The sequence below is a fragment of the Buttiauxella sp. AC142 genome (assembly GCF_979253435.1).
In genome coordinates, this window is record NZ_CEEDCH010000001.1 from 4,814,908 (window position 1) to 4,830,308 (window position 15,401).

At 52.2% G+C, this 15,401-nt stretch carries 16 protein-coding genes and 1 riboswitch; of the genes, 6 read left to right on the forward strand and 10 right to left on the reverse strand.

Annotation, left to right across the window (positions count from 1 at the left end; genetic code table 11):
- Positions 1-59 precede the first annotated feature (59 nt).
- The 7 genes from thiH to AC0IWZ_RS22505 all read right to left on the reverse strand — a co-directional run bounded on the left by thiH (position 60) and on the right by AC0IWZ_RS22505 (position 6,192).
- Positions 60-1,190 (reverse strand): 2-iminoacetate synthase ThiH, encoded by a 1,131-nt coding sequence (gene thiH, locus AC0IWZ_RS22475; protein WP_034492308.1) that lies wholly within the window; start codon positions 1,188-1,190, stop codon positions 60-62.
- The gene (gene thiG / locus AC0IWZ_RS22480; protein ID WP_259268619.1) at positions 1,190-1,969 is read right to left on the reverse strand and encodes a thiazole synthase; all 780 of its coding nucleotides are present in this window, start codon (positions 1,967-1,969) and stop codon (positions 1,190-1,192) included. Before thiG ends, thiH begins: the two co-directional genes overlap by 1 nt.
- Positions 1,970-2,170: a sulfur carrier protein ThiS gene (gene thiS / locus AC0IWZ_RS22485; protein WP_471678452.1), complete on the reverse strand. Its 201-nt coding sequence runs from the start codon at positions 2,168-2,170 to the stop codon at positions 1,970-1,972.
- The gene (gene thiF / locus AC0IWZ_RS22490) at positions 2,154-2,909 is read right to left on the reverse strand and encodes a thiazole biosynthesis adenylyltransferase ThiF (protein WP_471678451.1); all 756 of its coding nucleotides are present in this window, start codon (positions 2,907-2,909) and stop codon (positions 2,154-2,156) included. Before thiF ends, thiS begins: the two co-directional genes overlap by 17 nt.
- A complete protein-coding gene (gene thiE, locus AC0IWZ_RS22495; RefSeq protein WP_471679106.1) occupies positions 2,902-3,537 on the reverse strand; it encodes a thiamine phosphate synthase in 636 nt (211 codons plus the stop codon). The genes thiF and thiE overlap by 8 nt, the downstream gene beginning before the upstream one ends.
- Entirely contained in the window at positions 3,537-5,438 is a 1,902-nt protein-coding gene (gene thiC / locus AC0IWZ_RS22500; RefSeq protein ID WP_471678450.1) for a phosphomethylpyrimidine synthase ThiC, read from the reverse strand. The genes thiE and thiC overlap by 1 nt, the downstream gene beginning before the upstream one ends.
- A gap of 88 nt (positions 5,439-5,526) precedes the next feature.
- A riboswitch (TPP riboswitch) is annotated at positions 5,527-5,637 on the reverse strand.
- A gap of 51 nt (positions 5,638-5,688) precedes the next feature.
- Complete coding sequence (locus AC0IWZ_RS22505) at positions 5,689-6,192, reverse strand: Rsd/AlgQ family anti-sigma factor (protein ID WP_034492322.1); 504 nt, start codon at positions 6,190-6,192, stop codon at positions 5,689-5,691.
- A gap of 94 nt (positions 6,193-6,286) precedes the next feature.
- Here AC0IWZ_RS22505 and nudC point away from each other — a divergent pair, with 94 nt between their 5' ends.
- From nudC to AC0IWZ_RS22535, 6 genes are all read left to right on the forward strand, one after another.
- Positions 6,287-7,060, forward strand: a complete 774-nt coding sequence (gene nudC / locus AC0IWZ_RS22510; RefSeq protein WP_034492336.1) for an NAD(+) diphosphatase — start codon at positions 6,287-6,289, stop codon at positions 7,058-7,060.
- 34 nt (positions 7,061-7,094) lie between these two features.
- Positions 7,095-8,159: a uroporphyrinogen decarboxylase gene (hemE, locus tag AC0IWZ_RS22515; protein WP_034492325.1), complete on the forward strand. Its 1,065-nt coding sequence runs from the start codon at positions 7,095-7,097 to the stop codon at positions 8,157-8,159.
- Positions 8,160-8,174: 15 nt separating this feature from the next.
- The gene (gene nfi, locus AC0IWZ_RS22520; RefSeq protein WP_471678449.1) at positions 8,175-8,846 is read left to right on the forward strand and encodes a deoxyribonuclease V; all 672 of its coding nucleotides are present in this window, start codon (positions 8,175-8,177) and stop codon (positions 8,844-8,846) included.
- 43 nt (positions 8,847-8,889) lie between these two features.
- On the forward strand, positions 8,890-9,480 hold the full coding sequence (locus AC0IWZ_RS22525; RefSeq protein ID WP_034492329.1) for a YjaG family protein: 591 nt from the start codon (positions 8,890-8,892) through the stop codon (positions 9,478-9,480).
- A gap of 186 nt (positions 9,481-9,666) precedes the next feature.
- The gene (hupA, locus tag AC0IWZ_RS22530; RefSeq protein WP_034492331.1) at positions 9,667-9,942 is read left to right on the forward strand and encodes a nucleoid-associated protein HU-alpha; all 276 of its coding nucleotides are present in this window, start codon (positions 9,667-9,669) and stop codon (positions 9,940-9,942) included.
- Between the two features lie 8 nt (positions 9,943-9,950).
- A complete protein-coding gene (locus AC0IWZ_RS22535; protein WP_172896196.1) occupies positions 9,951-10,649 on the forward strand; it encodes a DUF1481 domain-containing protein in 699 nt (232 codons plus the stop codon).
- 52 nt (positions 10,650-10,701) lie between these two features.
- On the opposite strand, the gene AC0IWZ_RS22540 is transcribed toward AC0IWZ_RS22535, so the two are convergent.
- The 3 genes from AC0IWZ_RS22540 to purH form a co-directional block, all read right to left on the reverse strand.
- Positions 10,702-12,059, reverse strand: a protein-coding gene (locus AC0IWZ_RS22540) for an IS3 family transposase (protein WP_471678448.1) whose coding sequence is annotated in 2 segments (ribosomal slippage) — positions 10,702-11,597 and positions 11,597-12,059 — 1,359 coding nt in all. Because the reading frame shifts where the segments join, the coding sequence is not laid out codon by codon here.
- A gap of 82 nt (positions 12,060-12,141) precedes the next feature.
- Positions 12,142-13,434, reverse strand: coding sequence for a phosphoribosylamine--glycine ligase (gene purD, locus AC0IWZ_RS22545; protein ID WP_034492334.1), 1,293 nt, complete (start codon positions 13,432-13,434; stop codon positions 12,142-12,144).
- Between the two features lie 16 nt (positions 13,435-13,450).
- Complete coding sequence (purH, locus tag AC0IWZ_RS22550) at positions 13,451-15,040, reverse strand: bifunctional phosphoribosylaminoimidazolecarboxamide formyltransferase/IMP cyclohydrolase (RefSeq protein WP_471678447.1); 1,590 nt, start codon at positions 15,038-15,040, stop codon at positions 13,451-13,453.
- Between the last annotated feature and the right edge of the window lie 361 nt (positions 15,041-15,401).

Here is a 15,401-nt window from a genome sequence, read left to right on the forward strand (position 1 = left end):
TACGATGATTGTGTGTGAGGTATCACAAAAGAAACTGATCAGGGCTGAAACCGGTTACATTACTGCAAGGTTCTTCCCAGAAAACGATCCCAATCTTTCCACACCGGTTGTAAACCTGAGCGCGTTAATGCCTCAGCCACTTCGACTGGAGTGCGCCCATCATGTGGAGCAAACTGCTCGAGTTCAGGATGATTATCGGCGTAGCCGCCAGGCTGCGTTTTTGAAAACGCACTGACGTTGTTTATGGCGAGTGGAATCATGTTGTCCCGGAACCACGGAGATTCGCGCGTAGAAAGTGAAAGCTCAACGTCAGGGGCGAGCAGACGAAATGCACATATCACCTGCACAAGCTGGCTTTCCGTCATCACAGATGCGGGTTCCACCCCGCCTGCGCACGGGCGTAATCGCGGAAATGAAATCGAAAAGCGGCTTTGCCAATAATTTTGCTGTAGCCACAGAAGATGTTCAGCAACCATAAAACAGTCGGTGCGCCAGCTGTCTGATAATCCGATTAACGCACCAAGACCGATTTTGTCTATTCCTGCCCGACCCAATCTGTCGGGTGTTTCCAGGCGCCAGAAGAAATCCTGCTTATTGCCCCGTAGATGGTGCTGCGCGTATACCGCCTGGTGATAAGTTTCCTGGTAAACCATCACGCCATCCAGACCGAGGGTTTTCAGTTCGACATATTCGTGTTCCTCCAGCGGCTGCACTTCCATTTGTAATGAACTGAACTGGCGGCGAATGGTGGGAAGATGCTGACGGAAATAATCCATTCCCACTTTGGTCTGATGCTCACCGGTCACCAACAGCAAATGCTCAAAGCCCAGTTTGCGAATCGCCTCGCACTCGCGTTCAATCTCTGGCGCATTGAGCGTTTTACGTTTGAGCTTGTTACTCATGGAAAATCCACAGTAAGTACAATCGTTAGCGCAGAGATTTGACAGATAAAGCGGCACATAAAAACTCACTGTGTTGCCAAAGCGTTGGCGAGTTAAATACTGTGCCTTTTGCGCGAGCGGTTCCAGAAATTGGCTGGTGGCGGGGGAGAGCAAAGCCATGAAATCATCACGTGTGAGTTTCTGTGCTGCCAACGCACGTTCTACGTCGGCAGCCGTTTTACTGTTGATGCGAAGCGTAATGTCATCCCAGTCCAGCTCTCGCCAGCGGTCAGTGAAGGTTTGTGCCATCACGCATTCTCCTGGCTAAATTGCAAAAACTCCGTCAACGGGCTGGATGCGTGAGCCTGCTGATGGCGTGTTCCTAAACCAGACTGCGCTGCAATTAAGCCCGCTTCTACGGCGAGGCGAAATGCGTGCGCCATTTGTACCGGGTCACGCGCCACGGCAATGGCGGTGTTAACCAACACCGCTGAAGCCCCGATTTCCAGGGCTTCAGCGGCATGGCTTGGTGCGCCAATTCCAGCATCAACGACAACCGGAACTCTTGCCTGTTCGATGATAATTTCCAGCAGCGCTCGCGTTTGTAAGCCTTGATTTGAACCGATAGGTGCGCCAAGTGGCATCACTGCCGCGCATCCTGCTTCTTCAAGCCGTTTACACAAAACCGGATCGGCTCCGCAGTAAGGCAGTACCACAAACCCCATTTTTACGAGTTGTTCCGCAGCTTTCAGCGTTTCGATAGGGTCGGGCAACAGGTAGCGAGCATCAGGGTGAATTTCCAGCTTTACCCAATGCGTACCGAGCGCCTCGCGAGCCAATTGAGCGGCAAAAATCGCTTCTTCCGCCGTCTTAGCACCTGAAGTATTAGGCAGCAATTGCACGCCGGCTTCGAGTAAAGGTGCCAGAATCGCATCGTTACGATTACGCAAATCGACCCGTTTCATCGCCATCGTCACCAATTGCGAACCTGAGGCGCGAATGGCTTCTGCCATTAACTGCGGCGAGGCAAATTTCCCGGTGCCGGTGAACAGGTGTGACGAAAAAGTTTTATCAGCAATCTGTAGCATTTAACCCCCGGCTATGGCCTGAAAAAGCACGATTTTGTCGCCATCATTCAACAAATAGTTTTCCCATTGCTCACGTGGAACGATTCTTTGATTGATCGCTAATGCAACGCCTGGTTTCAATAAACTGAGTTGTTCCAGCAGCATCGCCAGCATCAGGTTGTCCGGGCATTGCATCGGTTCGTCGTTAAAGTGGATGCGCATGTTGCCCTCCGCACACCGGGCAGCCTGCTACTTTCTGCATGATGAGAGTGCGCCAGCTATGTTGGCGGGCATCAAACAGGCGTAGAGAACCCGCAGCCGGAGCCATACCGCTGAGGTGTTTTATCGCTTCAAGCGCCTGCAATGTGCCCATCACACCCACCACCGGGCCGACGATGCCTGCCGTGCGGCAGTTGCGTTCCGGTTCGTGTTCATCAGGCCACACGCAGCGGTAACAACCGTTTTCCCATGGCGGCGTCAGCACCATAAGTTGCCCACCAAATCCCACGGCACTTGCGGAGATCAGCGGTTTGTTATGTGCGACGCAGGCGGCGTTAATCGCATGGCGCGTTGCCATGTTGTCGCTGCAATCCAGTACCAAATCGGCATTTTTTACTGCCTGATTCAACACTTCTCCAGCCAGACGCTCGCCAATAACCTGGAGCTTAATATCAGGATTAAGTTGTTGTAGATGGCGTTGGGCGGCCAGCGATTTTGGTTGGTCGATATCTTGCGTGGTGAACAGAATCTGGCGCTGCAAATTACTGATATGCACGTTGTCATCATCGGCGAGAATCAGGGTACCAACGCCTGCGGCAGCCAAATACAACGCCGCCGGGGAACCCAGCCCGCCTAATCCGACGATTAAGACTTTGCTGGCGAGCAGCTTTTGCTGCCCTTCAATGGCGATATCTTCCAATAGCACCTGGCGGCTGTAACGCATAAAGTCGGAATCATTCATCGCCAGCCCCCACTAGTTCCAGCAACTGTGCGGTAGCCGCTCGCCAGTCAGCAGCCTGAGTTATTGCACTAACCACCGCGACACCGCCCACACCTGTTTTTAGCACGAAGGGAACGCGCTCAATGCATATCCCGCCAATCGCGACAGTCGGGTAATCGCCCAACGTTTTGATATGTGCAGCGAGCTGCGCCAGCCCTTGCGGGGCGGACGGCATTTGTTTGGTGTTGGTAGGGAAAACATGCCCTAAAGCGATGTAAGAAGGGCGCGCCATCAGGGCGCGATCCATTTCCATATTGTCGTGTGTCGAAAGCCCGAGGCGCAGGCCCGCATCGCGAATAGCATCCAGATTAGCCACATCCATATCTTCCTGGCCGAGATGCACGCCGTAAGCGCGATGTTTTATTGCCAGCCGCCAGTAATCGTTAATAAATAGGCGAGCTTGGTATTGCTGGCTTAACTTGATGGCCGCAACAATATCGCCCTCAACGTCATCGTCGTGTTTGTCTTTGATGCGCAATTGAATGGTGCGCACGCCTGCTCCCAACAGTCGCTCAATCCATTCAACGCTATCAACCACCGGGTATAAACCCAACCGCTGCGGCACAGCGGGAAATGCAGGTTTGTTCATCACACTTCCTCCTGGCGCAGATAAATTTCGCCACCTTTTGCCCGGAAGGTTTGCGACATATCTTCCAGTCCGACTTCAATGGCTTGTTTAGCGGCGAAATCGCGAACCTCCTGGGAGATTTTCATTGAGCAGAATTTTGGCCCGCACATGGAACAGAAGTGCGCGACTTTGCCGGACTCCTGCGGCAGCGTTTCGTCGTGATACGCGCGGGCAGTGAACGGGTCGAGTGCGAGGTTAAACTGATCCTCCCAGCGGAATTCAAAGCGGGCTTTCGACATGGCGTTATCGCGTATCTGCGCACCAGGGTGGCCTTTTGCGAGGTCTGCGGCATGGGCCGCAATTTTGTAGGTAATCAGACCCTGCTTAACATCATCTTTATTTGGCAGGCCAAGATGTTCTTTTGGCGTGACGTAACACAGCATCGCGCAGCCAAACCAGCCGATCATGGCCGCACCAATTCCTGACGTGAAATGGTCGTAACCAGGCGCAATATCGGTAGTCAGCGGGCCGAGTGTGTAGAACGGCGCTTCGTGGCAATGCTCCAGTTCTTCGGTCATGTTGCGGCGAATCATCTGCATTGGCACATGCCCCGGTCCTTCAATCATCACCTGTACGTCGTACTCCCAGGCGATTTTGGTTAACTCGCCAAGCGTATGCAGCTCAGAGAATTGTGCTTCGTCGTTGGCATCCTGGATGGAGCCGGGGCGCAGACCGTCGCCTAAAGAGAGCGAAACGTCGTAAGCCGCGCAGATTTCACAGATTTCGCGGAAGTGCTCATACAGGAAGTTTTCCTGATGATGCGATAGGCACCATTTCGCCATAATCGAGCCACCGCGTGAAACAATTCCGGTGAGGCGTTTGGCGGTCATCGGCACATAACGCAGCAGTACTCCGGCGTGAATCGTGAAGTAATCGACGCCTTGCTCAGCCTGTTCCAGCAGCGTGTCGCGGAACATTTCCCAGGTCAGGTCTTCGGCGATGCCATTAACTTTCTCCAGCGCCTGGTAAATTGGCACAGTGCCGATCGGTACCGGGCTGTTACGCAAAATCCATTCACGGGTTTCGTGGATATAGCGGCCGGTAGACAGATCCATCACGGTATCTGCCCCCCAGCGCGTGGACCAGACCAGTTTTTCCACTTCTTCTTCAATGGAGGAAGTGACCGCCGAGTTGCCGATATTGGCGTTCACTTTCACCAGAAAGTTACGTCCAATAATCATCGGCTCAGATTCGGGGTGGTTGATATTAGCGGGGATAATTGCCCGTCCAGCCGCCACTTCGTCACGCACAAATTCCGGCGTGATATTTTCTGGCAGGCGCGCACCAAAACCCTGGCCTGGATGCTGGTGGCGTAACACTTCATCGCGAATACGCTCGCGGCCCATATTTTCGCGAATGGCGATGAACTCCATTTCCGGCGTCACTCTTCCCTGGCGTGCATAGTGCAGTTGCGTGACGGTTTTCCCGGCTTTAGCCCGCTTCGGCGTGAGCTGTGTTTCGAAACGCAATTCATCCAGACCGTCATCGGCCAGGCGCTCTTTGGTGTAGGCAGAGCTGCGGTCGGCCAAGATTTCGCAATCATCACGTTCGGCAATCCAGTTTTCACGTAGTGGAGAAAGACCGCGCAGGACATCAATGTTGATAGCCGGGTCGCCATACGCGCCAGAAGTGTCGTAAACCGGAATGGCATCGTTAGGGGTGAACTGCGGGTTTTCTTTGCTACTGCCAGTGGCTGTCGGGCTAAGCTGGATTTCACGCATCGGCACGCGGATATCATCACGCGAGCCGGTGAGGTAAATTCGCTGAGAGTTAGGGAAAGCTGTGCCTTCGAGGGTATTGATAAAGTGTTGGGCAGCAGCACGCTGTTCGCGACTGTTTGGTTTTTTTTCAGTAGTAGACATAGCTCATTCCAGTAATTATCAGGAAGTGGCTTGTCAGAACAACGGAGGAGTAATGAATGTGGGGCGCCCGCGCACGGGTGAACCCAAAAGCAGAATTACTCTTGTTCCCTTCGCAGGTATTAACCTGATCAGGTTCCGCGGATCCCGAATTAACGGTCTCAGCCGGTGCTTAACGCACTCGGCACTCCGACAAGAAGAAACCCGTATTGCTACGGGTCGATATGTAAATTACGCGTTAACAGAGCAGAACTCAAGCCGGACGTGCAAGGCTGCCGGTCTCATTAGCACTGTCATTTAGATCGTGGTCGTACGCCAACTGAATCAGTTTATCTTCCAGCGAAAAGCGGGATTCTAACGCTTCACCAATGCCGGAAAGTGCTTTCTGGAACTCAATATAGTTATCATGATCGATTGCGCTTTCGAGATGCGAATCGTAGAAATCCATGATTTGCTGGGTGTTGGCTTCAAGTTGTGGGTAAAGATGAGTGGCGGCTAAAAGTGGGCTGCTACCTTCCATTTCACTGATAATGCGTTCATAAATATTAAAATGGCCGGAAGAAAGATAGTCCACGAGGTTATGGCAAAAATTATCCAGAGCCTTTTCATCGAGCGCAGTATGGGATTCCTTGTTAGGCTTGATCCCAACCATATTGTAATAAGCTACCAACAGATGTTTGCGGGCATGAAGCCATTGGTCGATTAACTCATTACTACCACCAACGCGCTCAGTCAGGTTTTCTAACTGGTTAAGCATGATTGACTCCGTGAGTAGAGATGTGACGCAAACGTACCCAAAAGTGTTACGACTATTTGTTTATACCAGCGAACTCGGGGATGTGCACCAGGTTATGGAACGCGTAATTCAAAAGTTAGATCAGGGCTGGTTTATCGTCAGTCATGAACAAAAACTGTGGCTGCCTAAAGGTGAGCTACCTCACGGAGCGGCAGAGGAATTTCAATTAGATGGCGCGGTGGGGATACCCATCGGCGAATGGGAAAACGAGCCTGTCTGGCTGGTGCGAGAAAATCGCAAGGCGGATATGGGTTCTGTGCGTCAGGTGATTGACCAGGATGTGGGTTTGTTCCAGCTGGCTGGGCGTGGCGTGCAGTTGGCGGAGTTCTATCGCTCGCACAAATTCTGCGGCTACTGTGGCCATGAAATGCACGTCAGCAAAACCGAATGGGCGATGCTGTGTAACCACTGCCGTGAACGTTATTACCCGCAAATTTCACCGTGCATCATCGTAGCCATTCGTCGCGACGATCAAATCCTGCTTGCCCAACATACGCGTCATCGCAACGGGGTTTACACCGTCCTGGCCGGGTTTGTTGAGGTTGGGGAAACCCTCGAGCAAGCCGTGGCGCGTGAAGTGATGGAAGAGAGCAGCATTCGCGTTAAGAATTTACGCTATGTAACTTCCCAACCTTGGCCGTTCCCGCAATCGTTGATGACTGCGTTTATGGCGGATTATCACAGTGGCGAGATTAAAATTGACCCGAAAGAGTTAATTGACGCGGGCTGGTATCGATATGATCAGCTCCCGCTGTTGCCGCCGCCAGGCACGGTGGCGCGTCGTTTGATTGAAGATACCGTCGCCCTGTGTCGCGCGGACTATGAGTGATAAACTTGAGCGATACAGCCAAAGGAAATTCAAAATGACTGAACTGAAGAACGACCGTTACCTGCGGGCGCTGCAACGCCAACCTGTAGATACCACGCCAGTATGGATGATGAGGCAGGCAGGTCGTTACTTGCCAGAATACAAAGCCACGCGCGCTGTCGCAGGCGATTTTATGTCGCTGTGCAAAAATGCGGAGCTGGCTTGTGAAGTGACATTGCAGCCGCTGCGTCGCTATCCGCTGGATGCCGCTATCCTTTTCTCCGATATTCTCACCGTGCCAGACGCGATGGGGCTTGGTCTCTATTTCGAAGCCGGTGAAGGCCCGCGTTTCCGCTCGCCAATTACCAGCCGTGCCGATGTCGAAAAACTGCCGATCCCTGATCCAGAAGATGAACTGGGTTATGTAATGAACGCAGTACGCACCATTCGCCGCGAGTTAAAAGGCGAAGTGCCGCTGATTGGTTTCACCGGAAGCCCGTGGACGCTGGCGACTTATATGGTTGAAGGCGGCAGCAGCAAAGCCTTTACCGTGATTAAAAAGATGATGTATGCCGACCCGCAAGCGCTGCATCTTCTGCTCGATAAGCTGGCGCAAAGCGTCACGCTGTACCTGAATGCGCAAATCAAAGCGGGTGCGCAATCGGTGATGATTTTCGATACCTGGGGCGGTGTGCTGACCGGGCGTGACTATCAACAATTCTCGCTCTATTACATGCACAAAATCATTGATGGCCTGCTGCGTGAAAACGAAGGTCGTCGCGTGCCGGTGACGATGTTCACCAAAGGCGGCGGTCAGTGGCTGGAAGCGATGGCCGAAACAGGTTGTGATGCGCTGGGCTTAGACTGGACGACCGACATCGCTGATGCTCGCCGCCGTGTTGGCCATAAAGTCGCGCTTCAGGGCAATATGGACCCATCCATGCTTTATGCACAACCTGCGCGTATTGAAGAAGAAGTGGCAACGATTCTGGCTGGGTTCGGTAAAGGTGAAGGCCACGTCTTTAACCTCGGCCACGGTATTCATCAGGATGTGCCGCCAGAGCACGCGGGTGCATTTGTTGAAGCGGTGCACCGTTTGTCGAAACCGTATCACCTGTAAAAGTTCGGAGAGGGAATGGATCTCGCAAGCCTGCGTAAACAACAGATCGAACTGGCAGCCCAGGTGATCCGCAAAGATCGCCTGGAGCAAGATCCACCCCGGTTAATCGCCGGGGCTGACGTTGGGTTTGAGCAGGGCGGCGATGTCACGCGTGCCGCCATCGTGCTATTGAAATATCCTTCCCTCGAACTGGTTGAATATCAGGTGGCGCGAGTCGCCACCTCAATGCCTTATATCCCCGGCTTCCTTTCATTTCGTGAATATCCCGCACTGCTTACTGCATGGGAAATGCTGTCGCAAAAACCTGACCTGCTGTTTGTCGACGGCCACGGTATTTCGCATCCTCGGCGTTTGGGCGTTGCCAGCCATTTCGGCCTGCTGGTGGACGTGCCAACGATAGGCGTTGCCAAGAAACGTCTGTGTGGGAAGTTTGAGCCGCTATCGGAGGAACCCGGTTCGTGCCAGTTGCTGACTGATAAAGGCGAACCGCTTGCGTGGGTGCTGCGCAGTAAAAAGCGCTGCAATCCGTTGTTTGTCTCCACAGGCCACAAAGTCAGCCTCGATACGGCCTTGTTATGGGTGAATCGCTGTCTGGTGGGTTATCGTTTACCGGAGCCGACTCGCTGGGCTGATGCCGTGGCATCAGGTCGCCCGGCTTTCACGCGGTGGCAAGCAATTCAGGGGTGATTAAGGTAAACTGCCGCTAATATTCCGTCTTTGAGACATCGCTATGTTACAAAACCCAATCCATCTGCGCCTGGAGAAACTGGAAAGCTGGCAACATGTCACTTTCATGGCTTCTTTGTGCGAACGCATGTATCCGAATTACGCCATGTTCTGCCAGCAGACAGAATTTGGTGATCCTCAGTTATATCGCAAAATTCTCGATTTGATTTGGGAAACCTTGACGGTCAAAGATGCGAAAGTAAACTTTGATAGCCAACTTGAGAAGCTCGAGGAAGGCATCCCGGTTGCTGATGACTATGATATTTACGGTGTCTACCCGGCGATTGATGCATGCGTTGCGTTGAGCGAACTCCTTCATTCACGTCTTTCCGGGGAAACTCTGGAACATGCGATTGAAGTCAGTAAGGCGTCAATTACGACCGTTGCGATGCTGGAAATGACCCAGGCTGGTCGTGAAATGACCGACGAAGAGCTGAGAGAAAACCCTGCCGTTGAAGAAGAATGGGACATTCAATGGGAGATTTTCCGCCTGTTAGCCGACTGCGAAGAACGCGACATTGAGCTGATCAAAGGGCTGCGTGCAGACCTGCGCGAAGCGGGTAGCAGCAATATTGGTATAAATTTGCAGCAGTAAGACAGCAAAACGTGACTTACAGTCCGAATTGTCACCCCTGAAGGCTTCCAATTAGCCCCCCGTCTGGTCTACATTTGTGGGGCGAAAAAAAGTGGCTATCGGTGCGTGTATGCAGGAGAGTGCTTTTTTGGCATTTCCGTCGCACTCGATGCTTAGCAAGCGATAAACACATTGTAAGGATAACTTATGAACAAGACTCAACTGATTGATGTAATTGCTGACAAGGCTGATCTGTCTAAAGTACAGGCTAAAGCTGCTCTGGAATCCACCCTGGCTGCAATTACTGAGTCTCTGAAAGAAGGTGATGCTGTCCAACTGGTTGGTTTCGGTACCTTCAAGGTAAACCACCGTGCTGAGCGCACTGGCCGCAACCCACAGACTGGTAATGAAATCAAAATCGCCGCAGCTAACGTGCCGGCATTTGTTTCAGGCAAAGCACTGAAAGACGCTGTTAAGAGCTAATAGTGTCAGTGAACAGTTTTAGCAGAGGGGCGTTTACGCCCCTTTTGTTTGTCTGGCGTCCTTTGGTCGTGCTGGCAGGCACAGTGCTGCTAATGGCATGCAGCAGTCAGCCTCCGCTTCCACCATTTACGGCAAGTGGCTATATCGCCGATAAAGGTGTAGTGCGTATCTGGCGTAAAGATAATAGTGACGACCACAGCATTCATATGCTTGCGGTACTGAGTCCAATGCAGAAAGGCGCTACAACCACCAGTGATTACCGCTGGTTGGGTGAAAAGCTAATGTCGATTGAAACGACAATTCAGAGCGAGCCGTCTGAACACATTAAAGTTCGCTTTGATGAAAACGGCGAGTTGAGCTTTATGCAGCGCGAAGTGAACGGCCAAAAGCAACAGCTTTCCAACGACCAAATCGCTTTGTATCAGTATCAAGCGAGCCGGACCAAAGCAACCAGCGAAGCATTACGTATTGGACGTGTGGTTCTGCGGCAAGGGCGTTGGCATGACAATGGAACAGTCACCACCTGCGAAGGTGAGACAATCAAGCCTAAACTCGACAGCATATCTTTGAGTCATATCGCGAATCGTCAGCGTCACTCCTCGATGGATGTGAGCGTGGCCTGGCTTGAAGCGCCAGAAGGGTCACAACTGCTGCTGGTCGCGAATCAGGACTACTGTAGCTGGCAGCCTAAGCCTGCGACATTCTAGATGTAAAAAAACCGCCACGCTGAACTGACCCCATAAAGTTGGACGGTTTACATCAGGCGGCTATCTGGGCCAGGGTTCGGTACTCTACCGGACTCAGGCCTTTTAGTTTCTGTTTTATTCTTTCATGGTTGTAATAGTAGATATATCCGTCAATAGCATCCCGTAACTCGCTGATACTTCTATACTCCTCCAGATACAGGCATTCCGTTTTCAGCGTGCCGAAGAAGCTTTCTATCACCGCATTGTCATAGCAGTTTCCCTTGCGTGACATGCTCTGTTTCAGCCCTGCTTCCCTGAGTCGCTTCTGATAGTGCCCCATCTGATACTGCCAACCCTGGTCTGAATGCACCAGCGGATATTCACCTTCACTCAGGACTGACAGCGCCTTACTCAGCATATCGTCTACCATCGACAGCACGGGACGATGCTCCATTTGATACGCCACGATCTCACCGTTATACAGGTCAAGGACCGGGGATAAATACAGCTTTTCCCCGGCAATTTTAAATTCTGTCACGTCTGTTACCCACTTCTGGTTCGGTTTGTCTGCACTGAACTGGCGGTTCAGCACATTACCCGCAGCTTTGCCGTATCGCCCTTTGTAAGAGTTATATTTTTTCCTTCTGATACAGGATGTTAAATCTAACTGCTGCATCAACCTCTGAACCGTTTTATGGTTCAGTAAACTCCCTTCCCTGCGACCAGCCAGCGTGATCCGCCGGTATCCATATCGCCCTTTATGCTTATGGAACAGCGTTAAAATCCTTTGCTTATCATCGGCATATTTGTCCGGCTTTTTAGCGCAAGCCAGCTGCCAGTAAAACGTACTTCTGGCCAGCGCCGCCGCTTTTAGCAGGCGAGTCAGGGGATACTGCGGCCTTAACTCATTCACAATCTGCGTTTTATCCCGCGTTTCGCCATGTTTTTTTCCCTGAGTAAGGCCTGAAGCTTTTTTAGATAAGCCACTTCAACGCGTAGCTGTTCGAGCTCCTCACGTTCGTCCGGGTTAAGGGGCGTTTGAGAAGGGGGGACTGACTTATTTTCAGGGGTATCCGGCATCGTTTTTTTCCTGCGGCGGTTGTCTGCGAGGGCTGCCAAACCCCCTTCATCATACAATCGTTCCCACTGACAAACCGAGGAAAAAGCAGGGATAGTGAACTTTGCACAGACTTCGCGAACAGACAGATGGTGTTCACGCATATGCAGGATAACGGACTCTTTGAAGGCCGGGGAATAAGTGAAATGCCGGGTAGTGAGTCCGGCTTTGCCATGAAACTTCCAGGCGGCAGACCACTTACGAACGGCACTGTGATCGATACCAAAACGCTTTGCTGTCGCCTTGTACCCTTCGGGCCCGGAAAGATAGTGCTGCACGACCTCAAGCTTGAAGCTGAGAGAATACTTGCTCATAAAAAACTGCACCTTAATCAGTTGGGTGTCCAACTTTTGGGGTGCAGTTCAACGCGGGCGGTCTTTAATATCACTTCAAATATTACTTCGCGTTTTCACGCTCAATGGCGCGATAGCCAATATCTGAGCGGCTGAAACTGCCATCCCAGTGGATATCCTTCATCAACTCGTAAGCACGCTGCTGCGCTTGTGCGACGGTATCACCTAATGCGGTCACGCACAGAACGCGCCCACCGTTAGTCACCACCATATCATCTTCACGCAGTTTGGTTCCGGCATGGAACACTTTCCCGTCCGCCACTTCTTCCAGCGGTAGGCCGTGAATCACGTCGCCATTACTGTAATCCGCCGGATAACCGCCAGCTGCCATGACTACGCCAAGAGACGGACGCTCATCCCACTTCGATGTTGTCACATCCAGCTTGCCATCACAGGCGGCGAGGCATAGCTCAACCAGGTCTGATTGCAGGCGCAGCATAATCGGTTGAGTTTCCGGGTCGCCGAAGCGGCAGTTAAACTCGATAACCTTCGGATTGCCTTGCTTGTCGATCATCAAGCCAGCGTACAGAAAACCGGTATAAGTATTCCCTTCAGCCGCCATGCCGCGCACGGTTGGCCAGATAACCAGATCCATTGCACGCTGGTGGACTTCATCCGTCACAACCGGTGCTGGAGAATACGCGCCCATACCGCCGGTATTTGGACCGGTATCACCATCTCCAACACGTTTATGATCCTGACTGGTGGCCATTGGCAGAACGTTTTCGCCATCCACCATCACGATGAAGCTGGCTTCTTCGCCATCCAAAAACTCTTCTACAACGATGCGGTGCCCGGCATCGCCAAAGGCGTTACCTGCCAGCATATCGTTTACCGCAGCTTCGGCTTCTTCTAACGTCATGGCTACGATTACGCCTTTACCTGCGGCCAAACCGTCGGCTTTAATGACAATCGGCGCGCCTTTTTCACGGACGTAAGCTAAAGCGGGTTCGACTTCGGTGAAGTTTTGATATTCAGCGGTCGGGATTTTATGGCGGGCCAGGAAATCCTTGGTGAAAGCTTTTGAACCTTCTAACTGCGCAGCTCCCTGAGTTGGGCCAAAGATCTTCAGGCCAGCTGCACGGAAGGCATCGACCACACCAATCACCAGCGGCGCTTCCGGGCCGACAATCGTCAGGTCGATTTTTTCATTTTGTGCAAAGCTCAACAGCGCGGGAATATCCGTTGGGTTAATCGCCACGTTTTGTAAAGCGGGTTCCAGAGCCGTGCCCGCATTGCCGGGGGCGACGAATACCGTGCGCACTAACGGCGACTGCGATGCTTTCCAGGCCAGCGCGTGTTCACGCCCGCCATTACCAATCACTAATACTTTCATTTATGGTCGCTCCGGATTAATGGCGGAAGTGGCGCATGTCGGTAAAGATCATTGCGATCCCGTGTTCGTCAGCGGCAGCGATCACTTCGTCATCGCGAATTGAACCGCCAGGCTGGATAACACAGCTCACACCGACTGCCGCAGCGGCATCAATACCGTCACGGAATGGGAAGAACGCATCAGATGCCATTGCAGAGCCTTTCACTTCCAGGCCTTCATCGGCGGCTTTAATACCGGCAATTTTAGCGGAGTAAACGCGGCTCATTTGGCCTGCGCCTATACCGATAGTCATATTCTCGCGGGCATAGACAATTGCGTTGGACTTAACAAACTTCGCCACCTTCCAGCAGAACAGCGCATCACGCAGTTCTTGCTCTGTTGGCTGGCGCTTGCTGACAACACGCAGGTCTGCGGCTGTCACCATACCCAAATCGCGATCCTGGACTAACACACCACCGTTGACGCGTTTGAAATCCAGACCCGGAACACGCTGCTGCCACTGGCCACAAGTCAGAACGCGAACGTTTTGCTTAGCAGAAGTGATCTTCAGTGCTTCAACGCTTGCTGACGGCGCAATAATCACTTCGACGAATTGGCGAGAGATAATCGCTTGTGCAGTTTCAGCGTCCAGTTCACGGTTGAACGCGATGATGCCGCCGAATGCAGAAGTTGGGTCGGTTTTGTAAGCGCGGTCGTAAGCATCTAATAAGGTAGTGCTGACAGCTACGCCGCAAGGGTTAGCATGCTTCACGATAACGCAGGCAGGCTCGCTAAACTCTTTCACACATTCCAGTGCCGCATCAGTATCAGCAATGTTGTTATAAGAGAGCGCTTTGCCCTGAACCTGAGTTGCGGTGGCAACCGACGCTTCTTTAATTTCTTCTTCTATATAGAAGGCTGCTTGCTGGTGGCTGTTTTCACCGTAACGCATATCCTGCTTCTTAATGAAGTTCAGGTTCAGCGTGCGAGGGAAGCGGCCAGAAGGATCTTTGCTTTCGCCGTGGTAGGCAGGAACCATGCTACCGAAGTAGTTGGCGATCATGCTGTCGTAAGCGGCGGTGTGTTCGAAAGCCTTAATAGCCAAATCGAAACGTGTCTCGAGCGTAAGAGATCCTTCATTAGCATCCAGCTCGCTAATAATCGCCTCGTAGTCACTGCTCTTTACGACGATTGCCACATCTTTATGGTTCTTCGCCGCCGAGCGCACCATAGTTGGGCCGCCGATATCAATATTCTCTACCGCATCTTCCAGAGAGCAACCTTCACGGGCAACAGTCTGGGCGAACGGGTAGAGGTTGACGACAACCATATCGATTGGGGAGATTGCGTGTTGTTCCATGATCGCATCATCCTGGCCGCGACGACCGAGAATGCCACCATGCACCTTTGGATGCAGGGTTTTGACGCGTCCATCCATCATCTCCGGGAAACCGGTGTAGTCAGAGACTTCGGTTACCGGCAGGCCAGCTTTAGCCAGCAGATGAGCGGTTCCGCCAGTGGACAGCAGCTCCACACCACGTTGGGAGAGCGCCTGGGCGAATTCGACGATACCGGCTTTGTCAGAAACACTGAGCAGAGCGCGGCGTACAGGACGACGTTGTTGCATGGTTTGATCCCTTAGCTTTGGTTCGCATATAGAAGAGCGTTAGCTGAATTTTAGTTATTTCCCCTAAAACTCAGCTAACGCCCCAAAACGGGGCGTCCTTTTATTGCGCGCACATTGTAGCGAAAACGTTTGCGTCACGCTCGCATAATTTAGGACTTCATCACGATTGTGGATAACTTTGTGCACAACTGCGTATAAGGCGGGGTTTTGCTGTGGAATGCAGCAGTCAGTCAAATTACTGCATATTTAGGGTTGCAGCCTCAGAAGAACTCCCTATAATGCGCCTCCATCGACACGGAACATGTGAACAACATCACAGAGTCACGGCGGCGATGAGAGTCAAATATCCTGAAATTAAGGG